This is a genomic window from Xenorhabdus taiwanensis (genome assembly GCF_036512875.1).
GTDB classification, from domain to species: domain Bacteria; phylum Pseudomonadota; class Gammaproteobacteria; order Enterobacterales; family Enterobacteriaceae; genus Xenorhabdus; species Xenorhabdus taiwanensis.
In genome coordinates this window covers 3,410,718-3,431,848 of sequence record NZ_AP028978.1, presented here as the reverse complement: position 1 = coordinate 3,431,848, position 21,131 = coordinate 3,410,718, and the positions used below count along the sequence as shown (strand labels likewise).

The window sequence follows — 21,131 nt, the reverse complement described above, 5'->3', positions numbered from 1 at the left end:
GAGAAAATTATAGGATGAACAGGTATTATTGACAGAGATTAAAGCTCCCCATGGGTTGAAGGTAGCAGGGAGCTTATTGATTAAATTTTAATAAGTTGTGTTAGCTAGCTGATAATTATGCGTTCACTAATACCGCTGAAATATGTGCTTCTTCTTCCTGACGCCATGTCATGATTTCACAACCATTATCGGTAACGACAATAGTGTGCTCGTACTGTGCAGACCAACCGCGATCTTTGGTTTTCACTGTCCAGCCATCTTTCATGGAGCGGATACGAAAATCACCGGCGTTGACCATCGGTTCAATGGTGAATGCCATGCCTTTTTGCAATATCACACCGCCATCATCAGCATCATAATGCAGAACGTGAGGTTCTTCGTGGAAACCTCTGCCGATACCGTGACCGCAGTATTCGCGGACAACAGAGTAATCGTGACTTTCTACAAACTGCTGAATTGCTTTGCCAATAGTACGCAGACGGATGCCGGGTTTAACCATTTTCAGGGCAAGGTACAAGCTTTCCTGAGTGACGCGACACAGGCGCTCACCTTGAATGGTTGGTTTGCCGACAATGAACATTTTAGAAGTATCACCGTGGAACTCATCTTTGATGACTGTCACGTCAATATTGACGATATCACCTTCTTTCAGGGCTTTATCATCGCTTGGAATACCGTGGCAAACCACGTCATTAACGGAGATACATACGGATTTAGGAAAACCGTGGTAGCCCAGACAAGCCGAGATGGCCTGTTGTTTTTCGGTAATATGCTTGTGGCAGATACGATCAAGTTCACCTGTAGTGACACCAGCCTTAACGTAAGGCGCAATCATTTCCAGAACTTCGGCGGCCAGACGTCCGGCAACCCGCATTTTCTGAATGTCTTCTTCTGTTTTGATAGAAATAGCCATGAAATGGGTCCATTTAAGTCGGAAAATTACCGACTACTTGATATTAATTAAGGAAAGTGTTGCCAGTAATGGTATCAGCCCACCGAATAGATGCCAATATAACCCGCATCAGTCGCCGTAATAAACGTAATTGTAACAAACATAGCTGTAACAAATGTTGGAGTCTGGTGGTGGTTTATGGTATAAAGCGCGCCGGTATTCTGCGTAATTGTTTCTGATATGATGCAATTCGTCAGGGATACTAAATAGACTCATTATGTGTAAATAACACACACGGATCGGCACATACACCGGGGTGCTCTTATGCGGTTAACTCATTGATATGAATTGCCCGCAGCCAAGGAGTCGGTGTTATGGGATCTGTGGAGGCATAACCCCAATTAACTTTATAGAGGTCTAAAATGGCAACTGTTTCCATGCGCGATATGCTGCAAGCGGGCGTTCACTTCGGTCACCAGACTCGTTACTGGAACCCAAAAATGAAACCTTTCATCTTTGGTGCTCGTAACAAAGTTCATATCATCAACCTGGAAAAAACTGTTCCAATGTTCAACGGTGCTTTGGCAGAGCTGAACAAAATCGCTTCCCGTAAAGGTAAAATTCTGTTTGTTGGCACCAAGCGTGCTGCTAGCGAAGCAGTAAAAGAAGCAGCATTGAGCTGTGACCAATACTTCGTTAACCACCGTTGGTTGGGTGGTATGCTGACTAACTGGAAAACTGTTCGTCAGTCAATCAAGCGTTTGAAAGATCTGGAAGTTCAGTCTCAGGACGGTACTTTTGACAAGCTGACTAAAAAAGAAGCGCTGATGCGTTCTCGTGAGCTTGGCAAACTGGAAAACAGCCTGGGCGGTATCAAAGACATGGGCGGCCTGCCTGATGCGCTGTTTGTTATCGACGCTGAACACGAACATATTGCTATCAAAGAAGCAAATAATCTGGGTATCCCTGTATTCGCTATCGTTGATACCAACTCTGATCCAGATGGCGTTGACTTCATCATCCCTGGTAACGACGATGCAATCCGTGCAGTTAAACTGTACCTGACTGCGGCAGCTACCGCTGTTCGTGAAGGTCGTTCTCAAGATCTGGCTGTTCAGGCTGAAGAAGGTCTTGTAGACGCTGAATAATAAGGCCTGCTCATTTTGTTTGAGCCCTTATTGACCAGGTATTGAAATATATTGGTTAGGGGGCCTGTTATGGCCCCCTTTACCTATCTGGTATAGAACTATTATCTGATATAGAACTTTCCACGCGGAATATTATCTTCCCGCGAGACACATCGAGGAATAAAACAAATGGCTGACATTACCGCTGCTCTGGTAAAAGAACTGCGTGAGCGTACTGGCGCAGGCATGATGGAATGTAAAAAAGCACTGGTTGAAGCAAATGGTGATATCGAACTGGCTATCGATAACATGCGTAAATCAGGTCAGGCAAAAGCGGCTAAGAAAGCAGGCCGTGTTGCTGCTGAAGGTGTTATTCTGGTTGAAGTTGCGGCTGATGCTAAATTCGCAGCTATCGTTGAACTGAACTGTGAAACTGACTTCGTTGCTAAAGATTCTGGTTTCCTGGCGTTCGGTAAAGAAGTTATCACTTCTGTTATGGCAGACAAAAACGCTGACATCGACGCACTGAAAGCGAAGTTCGAAGAACAGCGCACTGGCTTGGTCGCGAAAATTGGTGAGAACATCAATATTCGTCGCGTTGCTATTCTGGAAGGTGAAGCGGTTGGTTCTTACCTGCACGGTTCCCGTATCGGTGTTCTGGTTGCTGCTGAAGGCGCAAACGAAGAACTGATCAAACACATTGCAATGCATGTTGCAGCAAGCAAGCCAGAATACGTGAACCCAACTGATGTTCCTGCTGACGTGGTTGAGCGTGAGCATCAGATCCAGTTGGACATCGCAATGCAGTCTGGCAAGCCTCGCGAAATCGCAGAGAAAATGGTTTCTGGCCGTATGAACAAATTCACCGGCGAAATCTCTCTGACTGGTCAGAACTTCGTGATGGACCCAAGCAAATCTGTTGGCGATCTGCTGAAAGAAAACAATGCTAAGGTTATCAACTTCATCCGCTTCGAAGTTGGTGAAGGTATTGAGAAAGTTGAAGCTGATTTCGCAGCAGAAGTTGCTGCAATGAGCAAACAGTCTTAATTTTCTTGAACGGAGCCGCCGGTTGGCGGTTCTGTTTTATCTGATGATGAATTTTTACATCTGGGCTGCATAGCGTGGATGTGTAGTAGTTGAGTAAATCTAATCGATCCCCAATAATCCTTATCTGCTTAGGACTGAACACCATGGCAACCAATGCAAAACCCGTATATCAGAGAATCCTGCTTAAGCTCAGTGGAGAAGCCCTGCAAGGCGCAGAAGGTTTTGGTATCGACGCCAGTGTCTTAGACCGCATGGCTCAGGAAATCAAAGAACTGGTTGAGCTGGGTATTCAGGTCGGTGTCGTTATTGGAGGAGGTAACCTGTTTCGTGGTGCCGGTTTGGCAGAGGCAGGAATGAACCGTGTAGTAGGCGACCACATGGGTATGTTGGCGACTGTGATGAATGGTCTGGCAATGCGTGATGCTTTGCACCGCGCCTATGTGAACGCTCGTTTGATGTCTGCCATCCCACTGAATGGCGTATGTGACAATTATAGTTGGGCTGAGGCGATAAGCTTACTGCGTCACGGTCGTGTTGTTATTTTCTCTGCGGGTACTGGCAACCCGTTCTTTACGACTGATTCCGCTGCATGTCTGCGTGGCATTGAAATCGAAGCGGATGTTGTGTTAAAAGCAACCAAAGTTGATGGCGTTTATTCTGCTGATCCTGCAAAAGATCCTGAAGCCGTTCTCTACAATAAGCTCACTTATCAGGAAGTATTGGAGCGTGAATTGAAAGTGATGGATCTGGCGGCCTTTACGCTGGCTCGTGACCATAACCTGCCAATTCGTGTCTTTAATATGAACAAACCAGGCGCACTTCGTCGTGTTGTGATGGGGGAAAGTGAAGGTACGTTGATTTCTCACGGCTGATTTTTCACCGTTCGTGCTCAGAGACATTGGTGAAATTTGACGGTATGATCAGCGTCCTGATGCGCCAAATTTAATGACACAGGGCCACATATGTCGTAGCGTATTCGGTTAATTTATCTATGATTTACGCAATGTGGCCTAAAAAATAACCATTTCCCAAGGGTTTGTAACGTGATTAATGAAATCCAGAAAGACGCACAAGACCGCATGGAAAAAAGCGTCGAAGCACTGAAAAATCAAATTAGCAAGGTTCGTACTGGCCGTGCTTCTCCTAGCCTGTTGGATGGCATCAGCGTTGAATATTATGGCGCAGCGACTCCACTGCGTCAGATTGCAAACGTTGTTGCAGAAGATGCCCGCACTTTGGCAATCACCGTATTTGATCGCTCTATGACTGCGGCGGTTGAAAAAGCCATCATGGCTTCTGATCTGGGTCTGAATCCATCTTCTGCTGGAACCATTATTCGTGTTCCATTGCCACCACTGACAGAAGAGCGCCGTAAGGATCTCATTAAAGTTGTGCGTGGAGAAGCGGAACAGGGTCGTGTCTCCATCCGTAACATTCGCCGTGATGCGAACGATAAGGTCAAAACACTGCTGAAAGACAAAGAAATCAGTGAAGATGAAGAACGTCGTTCACAAGATGAAATTCAGAAACTGACTGACAGCTTCATTAAGAAAATCGATGAAGCACTGGCAAATAAAGAAACTGAGTTGATGGATTTCTAATTGCCGTTTCACGCATACAACGCCGCAGCTTTTGCGGCGTTGTTCTTATCCTGAATATTACACTTCGTATCACATTTCTTTCTCAAGCGATGGACATAGCGATCTGCACCGCTCAAACTATGACAGTTTTCTGTTGCGATTTTCCATTGCAATTTTATATCAGTAGCATACTTAGAGTATTAAAATGAAACGGTTAACTATTCTTGGCTCAACGGGTTCGATTGGGAAAAGTACGCTTTCTGTTGTCCGCAATAATCCAGAGAAATTCAGTGTCATCGCACTGGTTGCCGGGAAAAATATTGACGTCATGGCACAACAATGTTTGGAATTCCATCCACAATATGCAGCAATGGCAGATGAGCCGTCAGCAAAAGCGCTGCGTCAGTTATTACAGGCGCAAGGAAGCCAGACCGAAGTGCTGTTTGGTAAAGACGCTATTTGTGATTTAGCTGCATTGGAAGACGTCGATCAAGTCATGTCAGCCATTGTTGGCGTCGCCGGTTTATTGCCGACTTTGGCCGCTATCCGCAAGGGCAAACAAGTTCTGCTGGCTAACAAAGAATCTTTGATTACCAGTGGTCGTCTGTTTATGGATGCCGTTGTTCAATATAAAGCGCAATTGCTGCCAATTGATAGCGAACATAATGCCATTTTCCAGAGTCTGCCGCAGGGAGTTCAGCACAATCTTGGCAAGACAGATTTAAAAGGGCACGGTATTTCCAGCATTATCCTGACGGGATCGGGTGGGCCATTCCGTAAAACGCCTTTGGATAAGCTGCCCAACGTGACTCCAGATGAAGCATGTGCTCATCCTATCTGGTCAATGGGACGCAAAATTTCGGTGGATTCTGCTACCATGATGAACAAAGGATTGGAATATATCGAAGCGCGTTACCTGTTCAATGCGTCCGCAGATGAAATGGAAGTATTATTACATCCCCAATCAGTTATTCATTCAATGGTTCGTTATCAGGATGGCAGCATCATCGCACAACTGGGAACGCAGGATATGTGTACCCCAATCGCTTATGCGATGGCTTATCCTAATCGTATTCCATCCGGGGCAAAACCATTGGATTTTACCGAATTGAGTCTGCTCACTTTTGAATCTCTGGATTATCAGCGCTATCCTTGTTTGAAACTGGCGATTGAGGCTTGTCACCAAGGGCAAGCGGCAACAACGGCGTTGAATGCCGCAAATGAAGAAACCGTTGATGTTTTTTTGCAAGGTGGAATCCGTTTCACAGATATTGCGACAATCAATCGGTTGGTCGTTGAAAAAGTGAATTTATCTGAACCTCAAAGTATCGAAGAGGTCTTAGAAATCGATAACATAGCCAGGGCTTTAGCGAGAGAAGCCATAAGCACGTTTGCCAAATAGCAAGTTTTATTAATAAGTATAGGTTTGCGTTTTGGCAAATGATATAGTTCGCGGGTAAATTGCAGTTGCTATAATAGCCATTTCAATTATCTGGTGCTTGCATTTTAATCATAGATAAGCGCAGGTAAAGGCTTTCAGTCGCGCCTGAAATAGCCGTGCTATCCGTGCTAATTGTTGACACGTAACACGGCTTTTTTATGTTTGGAAGTGATTGAGTTTACCAAAAAGTCAGCTTAGTTATTTAAGGATTATTTTGAGTGATATCTCCCAGTGATAATGACTCATTGCCAACGTTACCCAGACATGTCGCCATCATTATGGATGGTAACGGTCGCTGGGCAAAAAAACGGGGCAAATTAAGAGTCTTTGGCCACCGTGCAGGAATTAAAGCCGTACGAAGTGCCGTGAGTTTTTCAGTGAAACATAATATTAATTCGCTGACGTTGTATGCTTTTAGCAGCGAAAACTGGAATCGCCCACAGCAGGAAGTCAGTTCATTGATGGAGTTGTTTGTTTTTGCTCTCGATAATGAAGTAAAGAGTCTGCATAAACACAATGTGAAATTGTCTGTGATTGGTGATATCAGTCGTTTTAGCTCACGGTTGCAGGAGCGTATCTGCCGTTCTGTTGAATTAACAGCGGGCAATACCGGATTGCAGCTTAATATTGCTGCTAACTATGGTGGTCGTTGGGATCTGGTTCAGAGTTTTAAACAAATTGCTGAAAAGATTGACGCCAATGAATTATCTCCCGAAGAGATTACCGAAACTACAGTGGATAACTTCATCAATTTAAGTAAGCAGCCCGAAGTGGATCTGGTGATTAGGACTGGCGGTGAACATCGTATCAGTAATTTCCTGCTATGGCAGATCGCTTATGCAGAATTGTATTTTACCGATATACTTTGGCCTGATTTTGATGAAACTGTTTTTGAAGGTGCGATTAATGCCTTTGCCAAACGAGAACGCCGATTTGGCGGAACAACAGACGATGCCGAAGTGGGATCATAGGAGGAGAACTTGCTGAAGTACCGTCTTTTAACTACGTTAATATTGATTCCACTTGTTATTGTAGCGCTGTTTCTCCTCCCACCAGCAGGGTTTGGGTGGGTTGTCATTGCTGTTTCAGCACTTGCTGCATGGGAATGGGGGCAATTTGCAGGTCTCTTCACTCAAGTTAAACGTATTACGCTGGCTGTGTTAGTTGCTGTCGGGTTATTGGCCTTGCAGTATTCTTTGTCGGATTTTTCTCATCTCATTGAAAAAACACAAATTGTATACCTGTTGTGGGCCGGCATGCTTTGGTGGGTAGCTGCCATTTTATTGGTGGTGACTTACCCGGCTTCTGCTGCCATCTGGAAAGCGTCGGTTGCCTTGCGACTGCTATTTGGGGTTCTGACTATCGTGCCATTTTATTGTGGGATGATGGTACTGCGTACCCAGAGCTATGAAAATAATCCTTATGATGGCGCATGGTGGTTGCTGTACGTCATGCTGTTGGTATGGGCTGCCGATTCAGGTGCTTATATTTTTGGTCGTACAATGGGTAAACATAAAATGGCTCCCAAAGTATCTCCGGGCAAAACGCTTGAGGGGCTGGTTGGTGGGTTATTAACGGCTGCACTGATTTCGTGGTTGTTCGGTAAATTTGCCCCTGTCCCCGCGATGCCAGAACATTTGTTGCCGATTTCTGCGGTGGTGGTGATTGCCTCGGTCTTTGGTGATTTGACTGAAAGTATGTTCAAGCGGGAATCTGGGATCAAAGACAGCAGTCAATTGATTCCAGGGCATGGCGGTGTCATGGATAGGGTTGATAGCCTAACTGCGGCAGTTCCGGTGTTTGCTGGGCTGGTTATGTTGATTTCTTCTGGATTTACTCTCTGAAGGTACGTAATGGATATTCTCTGGAATCTGGCTGCATTTATTGTTGCTTTGGGCGTTCTGATTACAGTGCATGAGTTTGGTCATTTTTGGGTTGCCAGACGATGCGGTATCTATGTTGAACGCTTTTCCATCGGATTTGGCAAGGTGCTTTGGCGTCGTACAGATAAACAGGGAACCGAATACGTTATCGCTCTTATCCCCCTTGGTGGATATGTCAAAATGCTTGATGAGCGGGTGACAGAAGTTGCTCCCGAACGTCGTCATATGGCATTTAATAACAAAACTATTGGCCAGCGCGCGGCTGTTATCAGCGCTGGGCCAATCGCAAACTTCATTCTGGCGGTGATCGCTTATTGGCTGGTTTTTGTGATTGGCGTGCCATCTGTACGTCCGGTAGTATTAGATGTTAAGCCAAACTCGATTGCTGCACAGGCAAATATTTTGCCTGGAATGGAACTAAAAGCCGTTAATGGTATCGAAACTCCTGATTGGAATTCAGTACGTCTTGCCATGGTTGGCAAAGTGGGTGCAACATCGGTCACTATGGATGTCTTGCCTTTGAATGCGCTTGACAGTGTTCAAAAGACACTGGATTTGAGTCAATGGAGTTTCGATCCTTCCAGACAGGATGTTTTGCTGTCTCTGGGAATTATGCCCGTTGTACCGCGGCTTAGTTCGCAAGTAGAAAAAGTTTATCCTGCTTCAGCCGCTGAAAAAGCGGGTTTACAAAGTGGGGACAGGATCGTTAAAGTCAACGATCAAGATGTAGATGTATGGCACACTTTTTCATCTTTTGTCAGGAAGAATCCTGACGTTCCTCTAAAATTGGACGTTGCGAGAGCTGGGGGAATGATCTCCTTGTCTCTGACTCCAGAAGTCAGAAAATTATCCAACGGCCGTGAGGAGGGATTTGCTGGCACCGAACTGAAAATCATTCCACTGGCGGATGAATACAAGGTTATTCAGCAATATGGACCTTTTTCTGCCATTTATGAGGCAGGAGGCAAGACTTGGCAATTAATGAAGCTGACTGTCAATATGATCGGCAAATTGATTGTGGGTGACTTAAAACTGAATAACCTGAGCGGCCCAATTTCCATTGCCAAAGGTGCCGGTGTATCGGCTGATTCTGGCTTGGTGTATTATTTAATGTTTCTGGCGCTGATTAGCGTCAATCTTGGGATCATTAATTTGTTCCCATTACCTGTACTAGATGGTGGACACTTGCTTTTCCTTGCTATCGAAAAGATCAAGGGAGGGCCGGTCTCCGAGCGTGTACAAGACTTCAGTTATCGCATTGGTGCTATGTTACTGGTGTTATTAATGGGGCTTGCACTTTTCAATGATTTCTCCCGTTTTTAAGACGGGAGACCGGTTAGGAAAACGCATAACAACGATGGCGATGAAAAAGTTGCTCATAGCGTCGCTGCTGTTTGGCAGCGCCACTGCATACGGTTCAGACGGATTCGTGGTTCAGGACATTCACTTTGAGGGTCTTCAACGCGTCACCGTTGGTGCAGCATTACTGAACATGCCAGTTCGAGTGGGTGAAACGGTTAGTGATGAAGATATTAGCCGTACGATTCATTCATTGTTCGCAACTGGAAACTTTGAAGATGTTCGTGTCTTACGTGATGGCAATTCACTTGTTGTTCAGGTAAAAGAACGGCCAACTATCGCCAGCATTACTTTTACCGGCAATAAATCGGTGAAAGATGACATGCTCAAGCAAAACCTTGAGGCCTCTCGTGTTCGTGTTGGTGAAGCTCTTGACCGCACTATGCTGTCTAATATTGAGAAGGGGCTGGAGGATTTCTATTACAGTGTTGGTAAATACAACGCGACAGTAAAAGCTGTTGTCACACCACTGCCCCGTAACCGTGTTGATTTGAAGCTCGTTTTCTCTGAAGGGGTTTCTGCCAAGATCCAACAAATTAATATTGTTGGCAATAAAGCCTTTTCAACCAATGAGCTGCTTAATCAGTTCCAGCTTAGGGATGATGTTCCCTGGTGGAATATGACGGCTGATCAGAAATACCAGAAACAAAAATTGGCAGGTGACCTTGAAACCCTGCGCAGTTTCTATCTCGACCGAGGCTATGCGCGATTCAATATTGACTCGACTCAAGTTAACCTGACTCCAGATAAGAAAGGTATTTATGTCACTGTCAATATCACCGAAGGCGCTCAGTATAAAATCGCGGGTGTTGATTTGAATGGTAATTTAGCGGGTTACCAGTCCCAAATCGAAGAATTGACTAAAATCGAACCAGGGTCTTTGTATAACGGTGCAGAAGTGACCAAGATGGAAACCGCCATCAAAAACCTGCTTGGTCGCCACGGTTATGCCTATCCTCGTGTAATGACACAACCTGAAATCAACGACACTGATAAGACGGTTAAGCTGCATGTGAATATTGATGCGGGTAATCGTTTCTACGTGCGTAAAATTCGTTTTTCAGGCAACGATGTAAGTAAAGATTCAGTACTACGCCGTGAAATGCGTCAGATGGAAGGCTCTTGGCTGGGGAGTGATTTGGTTGAACAGGGTAAAGAACGTCTAAATAGACTAGGGTATTTTGACTCTGTTGATGTGGAAACAGAACGTGTACCGGACAGTCCAGATCAGGTTGATGTGGTTTACAAAGTCAAAGAACGTAATACTGGCTCGATGAATTTTGGTGTTAGTTTCGGCACAGAAAGTGGTATGGGGTTCCAGGTTGGCCTCCAACAAGCCAACTGGCTGGGAACGGGGAATTCAGTGAGCATCAACGCCAGTAAGAATGATTATTCAACATCGGCCGATTTATCTATGACTGACCCTTATTTCACTGTTGATGGTGTGAGTTTGGGTGGCCGTATGTTCTATAACGATTTCCGCGCCGATGATGCCGATCTTTCGAATTACACCAATAAAGCTTACGGTACTGAGGGAACGCTCGGTTTCCCACTGAATGAAAATAACGGCCTGTCGTTTAGACTGGGTTATATCCATAACTCTCTGTCTAACATGCGACCACAGCGTGCGATGTGGCGTTATTGGAATAAAATGGGTAAACATCCAAATTTTAAAGACAAGGCGCAATTTGACTCGAATGATTTCACCGTCACTGTAGGATGGGTTTACAACAATCTTGATCGTGGTTTCTTCCCGACATCTGGCCTGAAATCATCTCTGGATACGAAAGTAACCATTCCTGGTTCAGATAACCAGTTCTATAAAGTCACCTGGAACTCAGCCGCTTATTATCCATTAGATGATAATCACGCATGGGTGCTGATGGGACGCACACGTCTGGGATATGGTGGCGGTTTTGGTGGTAAGGAAATGCCATTTTATGAGAACTTCTACGCCGGTGGTTCCAGCAGTGTTCGCGGCTTCCGGTCGAATAATATTGGTCCGAAAGCAGTTTATTTAGATGAAAGTGGTAAGAAAAATAGCCCATCTCGTGATGCCGTGGGAGGTAACGCGACGGCGGTGGCGAGTTTCGAACTGATTACCCCGACACCATTCCTGGATGCTAAATATGCCAACTCCCTGCGGACTTCGTTATTTGTGGATGCGGGAACCGTGTGGGATACCAACTGGGATAAGACTTACGCTGGGCCAGACTACAGTAAGCCAAATAACGTCCGGGTTTCGGCCGGTATTGCTTTGCAATGGATATCACCATTAGGGCCACTGAGCTTCTCTTATGCGCAGCCAATTAAGAAATATGAAGGTGACAGAGCAGAGCAGTTCCAGTTCAATATTGGCGGAGTTTGGTAATTATTAATCATTTTTGGTAAAAATCGCCCTATTATTAATATGTAAAAATCGCGTAGGTCAAAGGAGTTTATAGTGAAGAAAATATTGTGTGCAGCAGGTTTGGGTCTGGCATTAGCGTTTTCTGCGGGTGCGCAGGCGGCAGATAAAATTGCTTTAGTGAACGTTGCTGAAGTTTTCCAACAGCTACCTGCCCGTGAAGCTGTGGCAAAACAGTTGGAAAGCGAATTTAAAGGCCGTGCAACCGAATTACAGCGTATGGAATCTGAACTGCAAACTAAAATCCAAAAATTGCAGCGTGATGGCTCAACCATGAAAGCCAGTGAACGCGAAAAATTGGAAAAAGAAGTGATGGCGAAACGTGATGACTTTGCTCAGAAAGCACAAAGTTTTGAAAACGACAACCGCCACCGTCAGATGGAAGAACGCAATAAAATTCTGAACCGTATTCAGGATGCAGTTAAAGTGGTTGCAGGCAAAGAAGGTTACGATCTGGTTCTGGATGCGAGTACCGCGGTGTATTCTGCGTCTGGTAAAGATATCACTGCAGAAGTACTGAAACAGGTTAAGTAAGTAGATGGTTTCAATTCGATTGGCTGATCTCGCTCAGCAGTTGAATGCGCAATTGTGCGGTGATGGCGATATCGTCATCACCGGTATTGCACCGATGTATTCAGCAAATAACGAACAAATTACATTTTTATCTGACAGTCGTTATACTGACAAACTTGCTACCTGTCAGGCTGCGGCTGTTGTACTGCGCGAAGCAGATCTCCCTCACTGCAAGGTTGCCGCGTTGGTTGTTAATGATCCTTACCTTGCCTATGCACGCATGGCGCAAATTATGGATACAACACCGAAACCTGCACAGGATATTCACCCATCAGCAGTTATCTCCCCTGAGGCGGTACTGGGCAAAAATGTGTCGGTGGGTGCAAATGCAGTTATCGAATCCGGCGTTATGCTTGATGATAATGTTATCGTTGGTGCAGGTTGTTTTATTGGAAAAAATGCGCGGATTGGTGCAGGAACCCGTCTTTGGGCCAATGTCTCGATATACCACAATGTTGAAATTGGTGAGTCGTGTTTGATCCAGTCAGGAACTGTTATAGGTTCTGATGGTTTTGGTTATGCCAATGAGCGTGGCAATTGGGTTAAAATTCCACAGTTAGGCACAGTACTCATTGGAGATCGTGTTGAAATCGGCGCTGGCACGACCATTGATCGCGGCGCATTGGATAACACTGTCATCGGTAATGGTGTTATCATAGACAATCAATGTCAGATTGCCCACAACGTGACAATTGGAGACAACACCGCGGTGGCGGGTGGAGTCATTATGGCGGGCAGTTTGAAAATTGGCCGTTACTGTATGATTGGTGGAGCCAGTGTCATCAATGGGCACATGGAGATCTGTGATAAAGTGACCGTGACTGGTATGAGCATGGTGATACGTCCAATCACAGAGCCTGGCGTATATTCGTCTGGGTTCCCGTTACAACCGAACAAAGTTTGGCGCAAGACTGCCGCTTTAGTCATGAACATCAATGAGATGAATAAGCGCTTGAAGTCAGTTGAACGCCAACTGAAAGGTGAAAACGAGTAATCATACCCGCATCTTGGATAGACATTTTTGATTAAACGTTTTTAGTTAGCATTTTTGGTTGTGCTTTTGATTTTGCGGCCTGCCTGATAACTCTGAATTTGGAGTTAACGCAGGCCGTGTCGTTAATATTATGATTCTTATATGACAGGAAGAGTATTTAGATGAGTGATAATCATACTCTGCAAATTGAAGAGATTTTAGATTTACTGCCTCACCGCTACCCATTTTTGTTGGTAGATCGCGTCTTAGACTTTGAGGAAGGTAAATTTCTGCGCGCAGTCAAGAATGTATCATTTAATGAACCATTCTTTCAGGGCCACTTCCCTGGTAAGCCTATTTTTCCTGGTGTTTTGATCCTCGAAGCAATGGCTCAAGCTACTGGCATTCTGGCGTTCAAAAGTGTTGGATCACTGGAACCCGGTGAATTGTATTACTTTGCAGCGATTGATGGCGCTCGCTTTAAGCGTCCGGTTCTGCCAGGTGATCAAATGGTCATGGAAGTAGAATTTATTAAAGAACGTCGCGGAGTTGCGCGTTTCAGGGGCGTAGCGAAAGTCGATGGAGAAGTGGCTTGCGAAGCTGAAATGATGTGTGCTCGCCGTCGTGAGGCCTAATCCATGATTGATCAGACCGCTGTTATCCATCCCTCTTCCATTATTGAAGAGGGTGCTGTTATTGGCGCCAATGTTCGCATTGGCCCATTTTGTTATATCGGTGCCCAGGTTGAGATTGGTGAAGGGACTGAATTGAAATCCCATGTTGTGGTTAATGGGATAACTAAAATTGGTCGTGATAACCAGATTTATCAATTTGCTTCCATCGGTGAGGTTAATCAGGATCTCAAATATCAGGGTGAACCCACCCGCGTTGAAATTGGTGACCGTAATCGCATTCGTGAAAGTGTTTCTATCCACAGAGGCACTGTTCAGGGTGGTGGCGTAACTAAAGTTGGCAGTGACAATCTGTTGATGATCAATGCCCATATCGCCCATGATTGTATTATTGGTGATCGCTGTATCATTGCGAACAATGGCACATTAGGCGGGCATGTTATTTTGGGTGATTATGTCATTATTGGTGGAATGACGGCCGTGCATCAATTCTGTCAAATTGGTTCCCACGTGATGGTTGGTGGTTGTTCCGGCGTTGCTCAGGATATTCCTCCTTACATCATTGCACAGGGAAACCATGCAACACCTTTCGGATTGAATATCGAAGGCCTGAAACGTCGTGGGTTTGACAAAGAATCGCTGCATGCTATCCGTAATGCCTATAAGACGCTTTATCGCAGCGGAAAAACATTGGAAGAAGCCAGACAAGAAATTGATCTTCAGGCAGAAAACAACCCGCATGTGAAAGCATTCAGTGATTTTCTGGAAAATTCCGCAAAATCCAGCCGTGGCATCATTCGTTAATAAGTAGATGAAGGATACTCCTTTGACTACCTTTTCTTCTGTTGATAATCAGCGCCCGCTGACAATTGGTTTAGTCGCCGGAGAAACATCCGGTGATATCCTTGGGGCAGGGTTGATTCGCGCATTGAAAGCAAAAATTCCGCACGCCCGCTTTGTGGGTGTTGCTGGCCCTCTTATGCAGGCAGAAGGTTGTGAAGCCTGGTATGAGATGGAAGAGCTGGCAGTAATGGGGATCGTTGAAGTTCTGGGACGTTTGCCCCGTTTGCTGAAAATACGCAAAGACTTAACCGCACGTTTTACTGCGTTGAAGCCTGATGTGTTTATTGGCATTGATGCGCCTGACTTTAACATTACTCTGGAAGGCCGGCTTAAACAGCAGGGAATTAAAACGATCCATTATGTCAGCCCATCGGTATGGGCATGGCGTCAGAAACGGGTGTTTAAAATTGGCCGAGCAACGGATTTGGTGCTGGCGTTTCTACCTTTTGAAAAAGCCTTTTATGATCGATTTAACGTACCATGTCGATTTATTGGGCACACAATGGCAGATGCGATGCCTTTGCAGACCGATAAAGCAGCCGCCAGAAAAATTTTGGATATTCCATTATCTGCTCATTGTCTGGCAATATTGCCTGGTAGTCGTCATGCTGAAGTAGAGATGCTCAGTGCTGACTTCTTAAAAACCGCACAATTATTACGGGATAAATTTCCCGACTTGCATGTATTGGTTCCTTTGGTTAATGCCAAACGGCGTGAACAATTTCAGCGCATTAAAAACGAGATAGCACCGGATTTGTTGCTCCATTTATTGGATGGTAAAGCGCGTGAAGCCATGATTGCCAGTGATGCTACTTTACTGGCATCCGGTACGGCTGCATTGGAGTGTATGCTGGCCAAATGCCCAATGGTGGTGGGCTATAGGATGAAACCTTTTACATTCTGGCTGGCAAAACACCTGGTGAAGACACCTTATGTTTCCTTGCCTAACTTGCTGGCAGGCAAAGAATTAGTCAAAGAATTACTACAAGATGAATGCGAACCACAATCGTTGTCAGAGGCGTTGTTACCTCTTTTGCAAGGTGGTGCTGATGTGGAAACGTTAAAACAAACGTTCTTGCATTTGCATGAACGCATTCGCTGTGATGCCGATGAACAGGCTGCACAAGCTGTTCTGGAATTAGCGAGAAGATAATGGATTTTGTTTATCCACAGGCGAATTTGATTGCCGGTGTTGATGAAGTTGGGCGTGGCCCATTGGTAGGGGCTGTAGTGACTGCGGCGGTTATTCTTGATCCGTCTAAACCCATTGCAGGCTTGATGGATTCGAAAAAACTCACGGAAAAACGCCGTGAGGCGCTGTATTGGGAAATAAAAGAGAACGCTTTGTGTTGGAGCCTTGGTCGTGCAGAGCCGGAAGAAATCGATCAGCTTAACATCCTCCATGCCACAATGCTGGCTATGCAAAGGGCCGTTCAGGGGTTGGCGCTCATACCGGATTATGTTCTGATTGATGGCAATCGATGTCCGGCATTAGCCATGCCAGCTCAAGCTGTCGTCAAGGGCGATAATCTGGTTGCAGAAATAAGCGCTGCTTCTATTCTTGCCAAAGTAACACGTGACAGGGAAATGGCAGAACTGGATAAACAGTTCCCTGATTACGGATTTGCGAAACACAAAGGTTATCCTACAGCTCTTCATCTGGAAAAATTGGCTTCTTTGGGCGCTACGGAGCATCATCGTAAGAGTTTTGCGCCAGTTAAACGGGCGTTAGGTCTTGGATAAAATCTGAGATAAGTATTTGGACAGATTATGACAGAACCACGTTTTGTACACTTACGTGTTCACAGTGATTATTCAATGATTGATGGCTTGGCTAAAACCGGCCCACTGGTGAAAAAAGTCGCTAAATTGGGGATGCCAGCTTTTGCGATCACGGATTTTACCAACTTGTGTGGATTGGTGAAGTTCTATGGTAGTGCCCACGGTGCTGGTATCAAGCCAATTATTGGTGCGGATTTTTATGTGGAAAGTGATTTGTTGGGGGATGAATATGCTCATCTGACGATCCTTGCCCGTAATAATGAAGGCTATCAAAACCTGACCTTGCTGATCTCTGAGGCTTACCAAAAAGGTTATAGTGCAACAGGCCCCACTATCAAGCGGGAATGGCTGGTCAAATACAAAACAGGGTTGATCCTACTGTCGGGTGGGCGTATGGGCGAAGTGGGAAAATTCCTGCTGCGTGGCAATCGTGTGATGGTGGAGCAATGTCTCGATTTTTATCAGGAACATTTTCCTGACAGCTATTACCTTGAGTTGATCCGTACTGGACGTCAGGATGAAGAAAACTATCTCCATGAGGCTGTGGCGCTGGCGTCAGAAAAAAATCTTCCCGTTGTGGCAACCAATGACGTCTGTTTTCTTGAAAGTGAGGACTTCGAAGCTCATGAGATTCGGGTTGCTATCCACGATGGTTATACACTGTCTGATCCGAAACGCCCTAAAAATTACAGCCCTCAGCAATACCTACGCAGTGAACAGGAGATGTGCGAGCTTTTCTCAGACATTCCTGAAGCACTACAAAATAGCGTAGAAATTGCTAAACGCTGTAATGTCACGATCCGTCTTGGTGAATATTTCCTGCCGCAATTTCCGACGGGCGAAATGAGCACTGAAGACTTTCTCATTGAAAAATCCAGGCAAGGGTTAGAAGAGCGTCTGGAATTTCTCTATCCCGATCCAGAAGTCAGGGTGCAAAAACGTCCAGAATATGATAAGCGCCTTGATATTGAGCTGAACGTTATCAACCAGATGGGATTTCCTGGCTACTTCCTGATCGTAATGGAATTTATCCAGTGGTCGAAAGATAACGGTGTTCCCGTTGGTCCGGGACGAGGCTCTGGTGCCGGCTCCCTTGTGGCTTATGCGTTAAAAATTACCGATCTCGATCCGCTGGAATTCGATCTGCTGTTTGAACGTTTCCTTAACCCTGAACGTATTTCCATGCCAGATTTTGACATCGATTTTTGCATGGAAAAACGTGATCAGGTTATCGATCACGTTGCAGATATGTATGGACGAGATGCGGTATCGCAGATCATCACGTTTGGTACGATGGCGGCAAAAGCGGTTATCCGCGATGTTGGGCGTGTACTTGGGCATCCCTATGGGTTTGTGGATCGTATATCCAAACTGGTACCTTCTGATCCGGGTATGACGCTGGAAAAAGCGTTTGCCGCCGAGCCACAGCTACCTGAAATTTACGAAGCGGATGAAGAGGTTAAAGCGCTGATAGACATGGCGCGCAAACTGGAAGGTGTCACTCGTAACGCAGGTAAACATGCCGGTGGTGTTGTTATTGCACCAACCAAAATTACTGACTTTGCACCGATTTACTGTGATCCAGAAGGGCAAAACCCGGTTACCCAGTTTGACAAAAACGATGTGGAATACGCAGGTCTGGTTAAGTTTGACTTCCTTGGCCTGAGAACGCTAACCATCATCAACTGGGCACTTGAGATGGTGAATGCTCGTCGTGCCAGGAAAGGTCTGGAACCGATTGATATTGCAGCTATTCCGCTGGAGGATCAGAAAAGTTTCGATATGCTGCAACGTTCTGAAACCACGGCCGTGTTCCAGCTTGAATCGCGCGGAATGAAGGACTTAATCAAACGCCTGCGACCTGACTGTTTTGAAGACATGATCGCATTGGTGGCCCTGTTCCGTCCCGGGCCGTTGCAATCAGGCATGGTAGATAACTTTATCGACCGTAAACATGGACGGGAAGAACTCTCCTATCCTGATGTTGAATGGCAGCATGAATCCTTAAAACCTGTATTGGAGCCAACTTACGGCATCATTCTGTATCAGGAACAGGTGATGCAGATTGCGCAGGTTTTGGCCGGTTATACCCTTGGCGGGGCAGATATGTTGCGCCGTGCAATGGGTAAGAAAAAACCAGAGGAAATGGCTAAACAACGGTCGGTATTTGAAGAAGGAGCGGTAAAACAGGGCGTTGATGGTACGCTCGCCATGAAAATCTTCGATTTGGTGGAGAAATTCGCGGGTTATGGCTTTAACAAATCTCACTCCGCAGCTTATGCACTGGTTTCTTACCAAACGTTGTGGCTGAAAGCGCACTATCCGGCAGAATTTATGGCTGCCGTGATGACAGCAGATATGGATAACACCGAAAAAGTTGTTGGGCTGGTGGATGAGTGTTGGCGCATGGGGCTGAAAGTTCTTCCTCCTGATATTAATAGCGGCTTGTACCATTTCCATGTCAATGATGATGGCGAAATTGTTTACGGCATTGGTGCGATTAAAGGTGTGGGTGAAGGCCCGATTGAAGCGATGATTGAAGCTCGACAGAAAGAAGGGCATTTCAAAGAGCTATTCGACCTGTGTGCACGTGTTGATATCAAAAAAATAAATCGGCGTGTGATGGAAAAACTGATCATGTCCGGTGCTTTTGATCGGTTGGGGCCACATCGTGCGGCACTGATGTCATCTTTGGAAGGAGCACTGAAAGCAGCGGATCAACATGCCAAAGCAGAAGCCACGGGTCAAACCGATATGTTTGGCGTATTAGCCGAAGAACCAGAACAAGTTGAGCGTTCGTATGCCAGTACCCCGAAATGGCCAGATCAGGTGGTATTGGATGGTGAGCGGGAAACGCTGGGTTTGTACTTAACTGGGCACCCAATCACAGGTTATTTGAAAGAGATTGAACGATATACCAATGGGTTACGTCTGAAAGATGTGAACCCGACACCTCGTGGCCAGGTAACAACTGTGGTAGGTTTGGTATTAGCTTCTAAAATAGTGACAACCAAACGGGGCAACCGGATTGGTATCAGTACATTGGATGATCGTTCCGGGCGTCTGGAGATCATGCTGTTTTCTGATGCGCTGGAAAGGTATCAGCATTTATTGGAACAGGACAAGATTTTGATTGCTACCGGACAAGTCAGCTTTGATGACTTCAGCGGTGGGCTTAAAATGACAGTTCGTGAATTAATGGATATCAGTGAGGCACGTGAAAAATTTGCACGTGGGCTTGCTATCTCGTTATCAGACAGGCAAATTGATGAACAATTATTGAGCCGTCTTCGTGGTGCATTGGAGCCACACCGCTCAGGTACAATACCGGTTCATCTTTATTACCAGCGGGTAGATGCCCGCGCCCGTTTACGATTCGGGGCGACATGGCGGGTAACGCCAACAGACACCCTTTTGACCGATCTGCGAACTCTGCTGGGTAATGAGCAGGTAGAATTAGAATTTGACTAGAATAGGAACATTATGAGTCTGAATTTTCTGGATTTTGAACAGCCGATTGCCGAGCTGGAAGCGAAAATTGATTCGCTTACCGCAGTTAGCCGTCAAGATGAAAAGCTAGATATCAATCTGGATGAAGAAGTCCAGCGTCTGCGGGAAAAAAGCCTGGAGCTGACTCGCAAAATTTTTGCTGATTTAGGGGCATGGCAAATTTCCCAGCTATCACGCCATCCGTTGCGCCCTTATACACTGGATTATATTCAGCGCATATTTACTGATTTTGAAGAGTTAGCGGGTGATCGTGCCTATGCTGATGACAAGGCCATTGTGGGTGGGTTAGCGCGTATTGATGGCCGTCCTGTCATGGTGATAGGCCACCAGAAAGGGCGTGAAACCAAAGAAAAAATCCGTCGCAATTTTGGTATGCCATCACCGGAAGGTTATCGTAAGGCGTTGAGATTGATGGAAACAGCCGAACGTTTCAAATTGCCAATCATTACTTTCATTGATACCCCTGGTGCATATCCTGGGGTAGGCGCAGAAGAACGTGGTCAGTCAGAAGCTATTGCACGTAACTTGCGTGAAATGTCTCATCTTTCTGTACCTATCATCTGTACCGTGATTGGCGAAGGGGGGTCTGGTGGAGCGTTGGCGCTTAGTGTTGGTGATAAAATCAACATGTTGCAATACAGTACCTTCTCTACTATCTCTCCTGAAGGTTGTGCTTCTATTTTGTGGAAAAGCGCTGAAAAAGCACCATTGGCAGCTGAAGCAATGGGGAATACAGCCCCACGTCTGAAAGAATTGAATCTGATCGATACTGTTATTCCTGAACCATTGGGTGGTGCGCACCGTCACTATGAAGAAATCGCTGAAACATTGAAAGCTCAATTGTTGGCTGATCTTTCTGAATTGAGTGAACTGGACAGTGAAGAATTAGTTAACCGTCGTTATGAGCGATTAATGCAGTACGGTTACTGCTAAGATCTGAAATATTTTAATCGCTAATTGCGGGCTGAAAGTATTTATCAGGTGGAAATACTGAGAAGTGATAACTCTCTGGTATTTCCACCTGTTTTGCTGTTTGTAAGAGCGAAATCATCACGGCATATATAATCTAATATTATTATGCC

General features: G+C 45.6%; 18 protein-coding genes. 17 read left to right on the top strand and 1 reads right to left on the bottom strand.

The window, feature by feature from the left end:
- Positions 1-115: 115 nt before the first annotated feature.
- Positions 116-913 carry a type I methionyl aminopeptidase gene (map, locus tag ACE1SE_RS16020; protein WP_374051707.1) on the bottom strand — a complete coding sequence of 266 codons (798 nt, stop codon included), beginning with the start codon at positions 911-913 and terminating at the stop codon, positions 116-118.
- Between the two features lie 401 nt (positions 914-1,314).
- Here map and rpsB point away from each other — a divergent pair, with 401 nt between their 5' ends.
- The 17 genes from rpsB to accA all read left to right on the top strand — a co-directional run bounded on the left by rpsB (position 1,315) and on the right by accA (position 20,982).
- Positions 1,315-2,040 (top strand): 30S ribosomal protein S2, encoded by a 726-nt coding sequence (gene rpsB, locus ACE1SE_RS16015; protein ID WP_074020315.1) that lies wholly within the window; start codon positions 1,315-1,317, stop codon positions 2,038-2,040.
- Between the two features lie 168 nt (positions 2,041-2,208).
- Complete coding sequence (gene tsf, locus ACE1SE_RS16010) at positions 2,209-3,066, top strand: translation elongation factor Ts (protein WP_074020314.1); 858 nt, start codon at positions 2,209-2,211, stop codon at positions 3,064-3,066.
- Positions 3,067-3,209: 143 nt separating this feature from the next.
- Complete coding sequence (gene pyrH / locus ACE1SE_RS16005; protein WP_374051706.1) at positions 3,210-3,938, top strand: UMP kinase; 729 nt, start codon at positions 3,210-3,212, stop codon at positions 3,936-3,938.
- Between the two features lie 171 nt (positions 3,939-4,109).
- Positions 4,110-4,667, top strand: a complete 558-nt coding sequence (gene frr / locus ACE1SE_RS16000; RefSeq protein WP_374051705.1) for a ribosome recycling factor — start codon at positions 4,110-4,112, stop codon at positions 4,665-4,667.
- A 184-nt stretch (positions 4,668-4,851) separates the two neighbouring features.
- On the top strand, positions 4,852-6,048 hold the full coding sequence (gene ispC / locus ACE1SE_RS15995; RefSeq protein ID WP_374051704.1) for a 1-deoxy-D-xylulose-5-phosphate reductoisomerase: 1,197 nt from the start codon (positions 4,852-4,854) through the stop codon (positions 6,046-6,048).
- Between the two features lie 317 nt (positions 6,049-6,365).
- The gene (gene uppS / locus ACE1SE_RS15990) at positions 6,366-7,058 is read left to right on the top strand and encodes a polyprenyl diphosphate synthase (RefSeq protein WP_374053697.1); all 693 of its coding nucleotides are present in this window, start codon (positions 6,366-6,368) and stop codon (positions 7,056-7,058) included.
- A 9-nt stretch (positions 7,059-7,067) separates the two neighbouring features.
- Positions 7,068-7,931 (top strand): phosphatidate cytidylyltransferase, encoded by an 864-nt coding sequence (cdsA, locus tag ACE1SE_RS15985; protein WP_374051703.1) that lies wholly within the window; start codon positions 7,068-7,070, stop codon positions 7,929-7,931.
- Between the two features lie 9 nt (positions 7,932-7,940).
- Positions 7,941-9,293: a sigma E protease regulator RseP gene (rseP, locus tag ACE1SE_RS15980; RefSeq protein WP_374051702.1), complete on the top strand. Its 1,353-nt coding sequence runs from the start codon at positions 7,941-7,943 to the stop codon at positions 9,291-9,293.
- 34 nt (positions 9,294-9,327) lie between these two features.
- Positions 9,328-11,700 (top strand): outer membrane protein assembly factor BamA, encoded by a 2,373-nt coding sequence (gene bamA, locus ACE1SE_RS15975; protein ID WP_374053696.1) that lies wholly within the window; start codon positions 9,328-9,330, stop codon positions 11,698-11,700.
- A gap of 72 nt (positions 11,701-11,772) precedes the next feature.
- Positions 11,773-12,270: a molecular chaperone Skp gene (gene skp, locus ACE1SE_RS15970; RefSeq protein WP_374051701.1), complete on the top strand. Its 498-nt coding sequence runs from the start codon at positions 11,773-11,775 to the stop codon at positions 12,268-12,270.
- A 4-nt stretch (positions 12,271-12,274) separates the two neighbouring features.
- Positions 12,275-13,303: a UDP-3-O-(3-hydroxymyristoyl)glucosamine N-acyltransferase gene (gene lpxD / locus ACE1SE_RS15965; RefSeq protein WP_374051700.1), complete on the top strand. Its 1,029-nt coding sequence runs from the start codon at positions 12,275-12,277 to the stop codon at positions 13,301-13,303.
- A gap of 161 nt (positions 13,304-13,464) precedes the next feature.
- Positions 13,465-13,917 carry a 3-hydroxyacyl-ACP dehydratase FabZ gene (gene fabZ, locus ACE1SE_RS15960; RefSeq protein WP_086108908.1) on the top strand — a complete coding sequence of 151 codons (453 nt, stop codon included), beginning with the start codon at positions 13,465-13,467 and terminating at the stop codon, positions 13,915-13,917.
- A 3-nt stretch (positions 13,918-13,920) separates the two neighbouring features.
- Complete coding sequence (lpxA, locus tag ACE1SE_RS15955; RefSeq protein WP_374051699.1) at positions 13,921-14,718, top strand: acyl-ACP--UDP-N-acetylglucosamine O-acyltransferase; 798 nt, start codon at positions 13,921-13,923, stop codon at positions 14,716-14,718.
- Positions 14,719-14,725: 7 nt separating this feature from the next.
- A complete protein-coding gene (lpxB, locus tag ACE1SE_RS15950; protein WP_374051698.1) occupies positions 14,726-15,910 on the top strand; it encodes a lipid-A-disaccharide synthase in 1,185 nt (394 codons plus the stop codon).
- Positions 15,910-16,500: a ribonuclease HII gene (gene rnhB / locus ACE1SE_RS15945; protein ID WP_374051697.1), complete on the top strand. Its 591-nt coding sequence runs from the start codon at positions 15,910-15,912 to the stop codon at positions 16,498-16,500. The genes lpxB and rnhB overlap by 1 nt, the downstream gene beginning before the upstream one ends.
- Before the next feature lie 27 nt (positions 16,501-16,527).
- A complete protein-coding gene (dnaE, locus tag ACE1SE_RS15940; protein WP_374051696.1) occupies positions 16,528-20,010 on the top strand; it encodes a DNA polymerase III subunit alpha in 3,483 nt (1,160 codons plus the stop codon).
- A gap of 12 nt (positions 20,011-20,022) precedes the next feature.
- Entirely contained in the window at positions 20,023-20,982 is a 960-nt protein-coding gene (gene accA / locus ACE1SE_RS15935) for an acetyl-CoA carboxylase carboxyl transferase subunit alpha (protein ID WP_374051695.1), read from the top strand.
- The last annotated feature ends 149 nt before the right edge of the window (positions 20,983-21,131 follow it).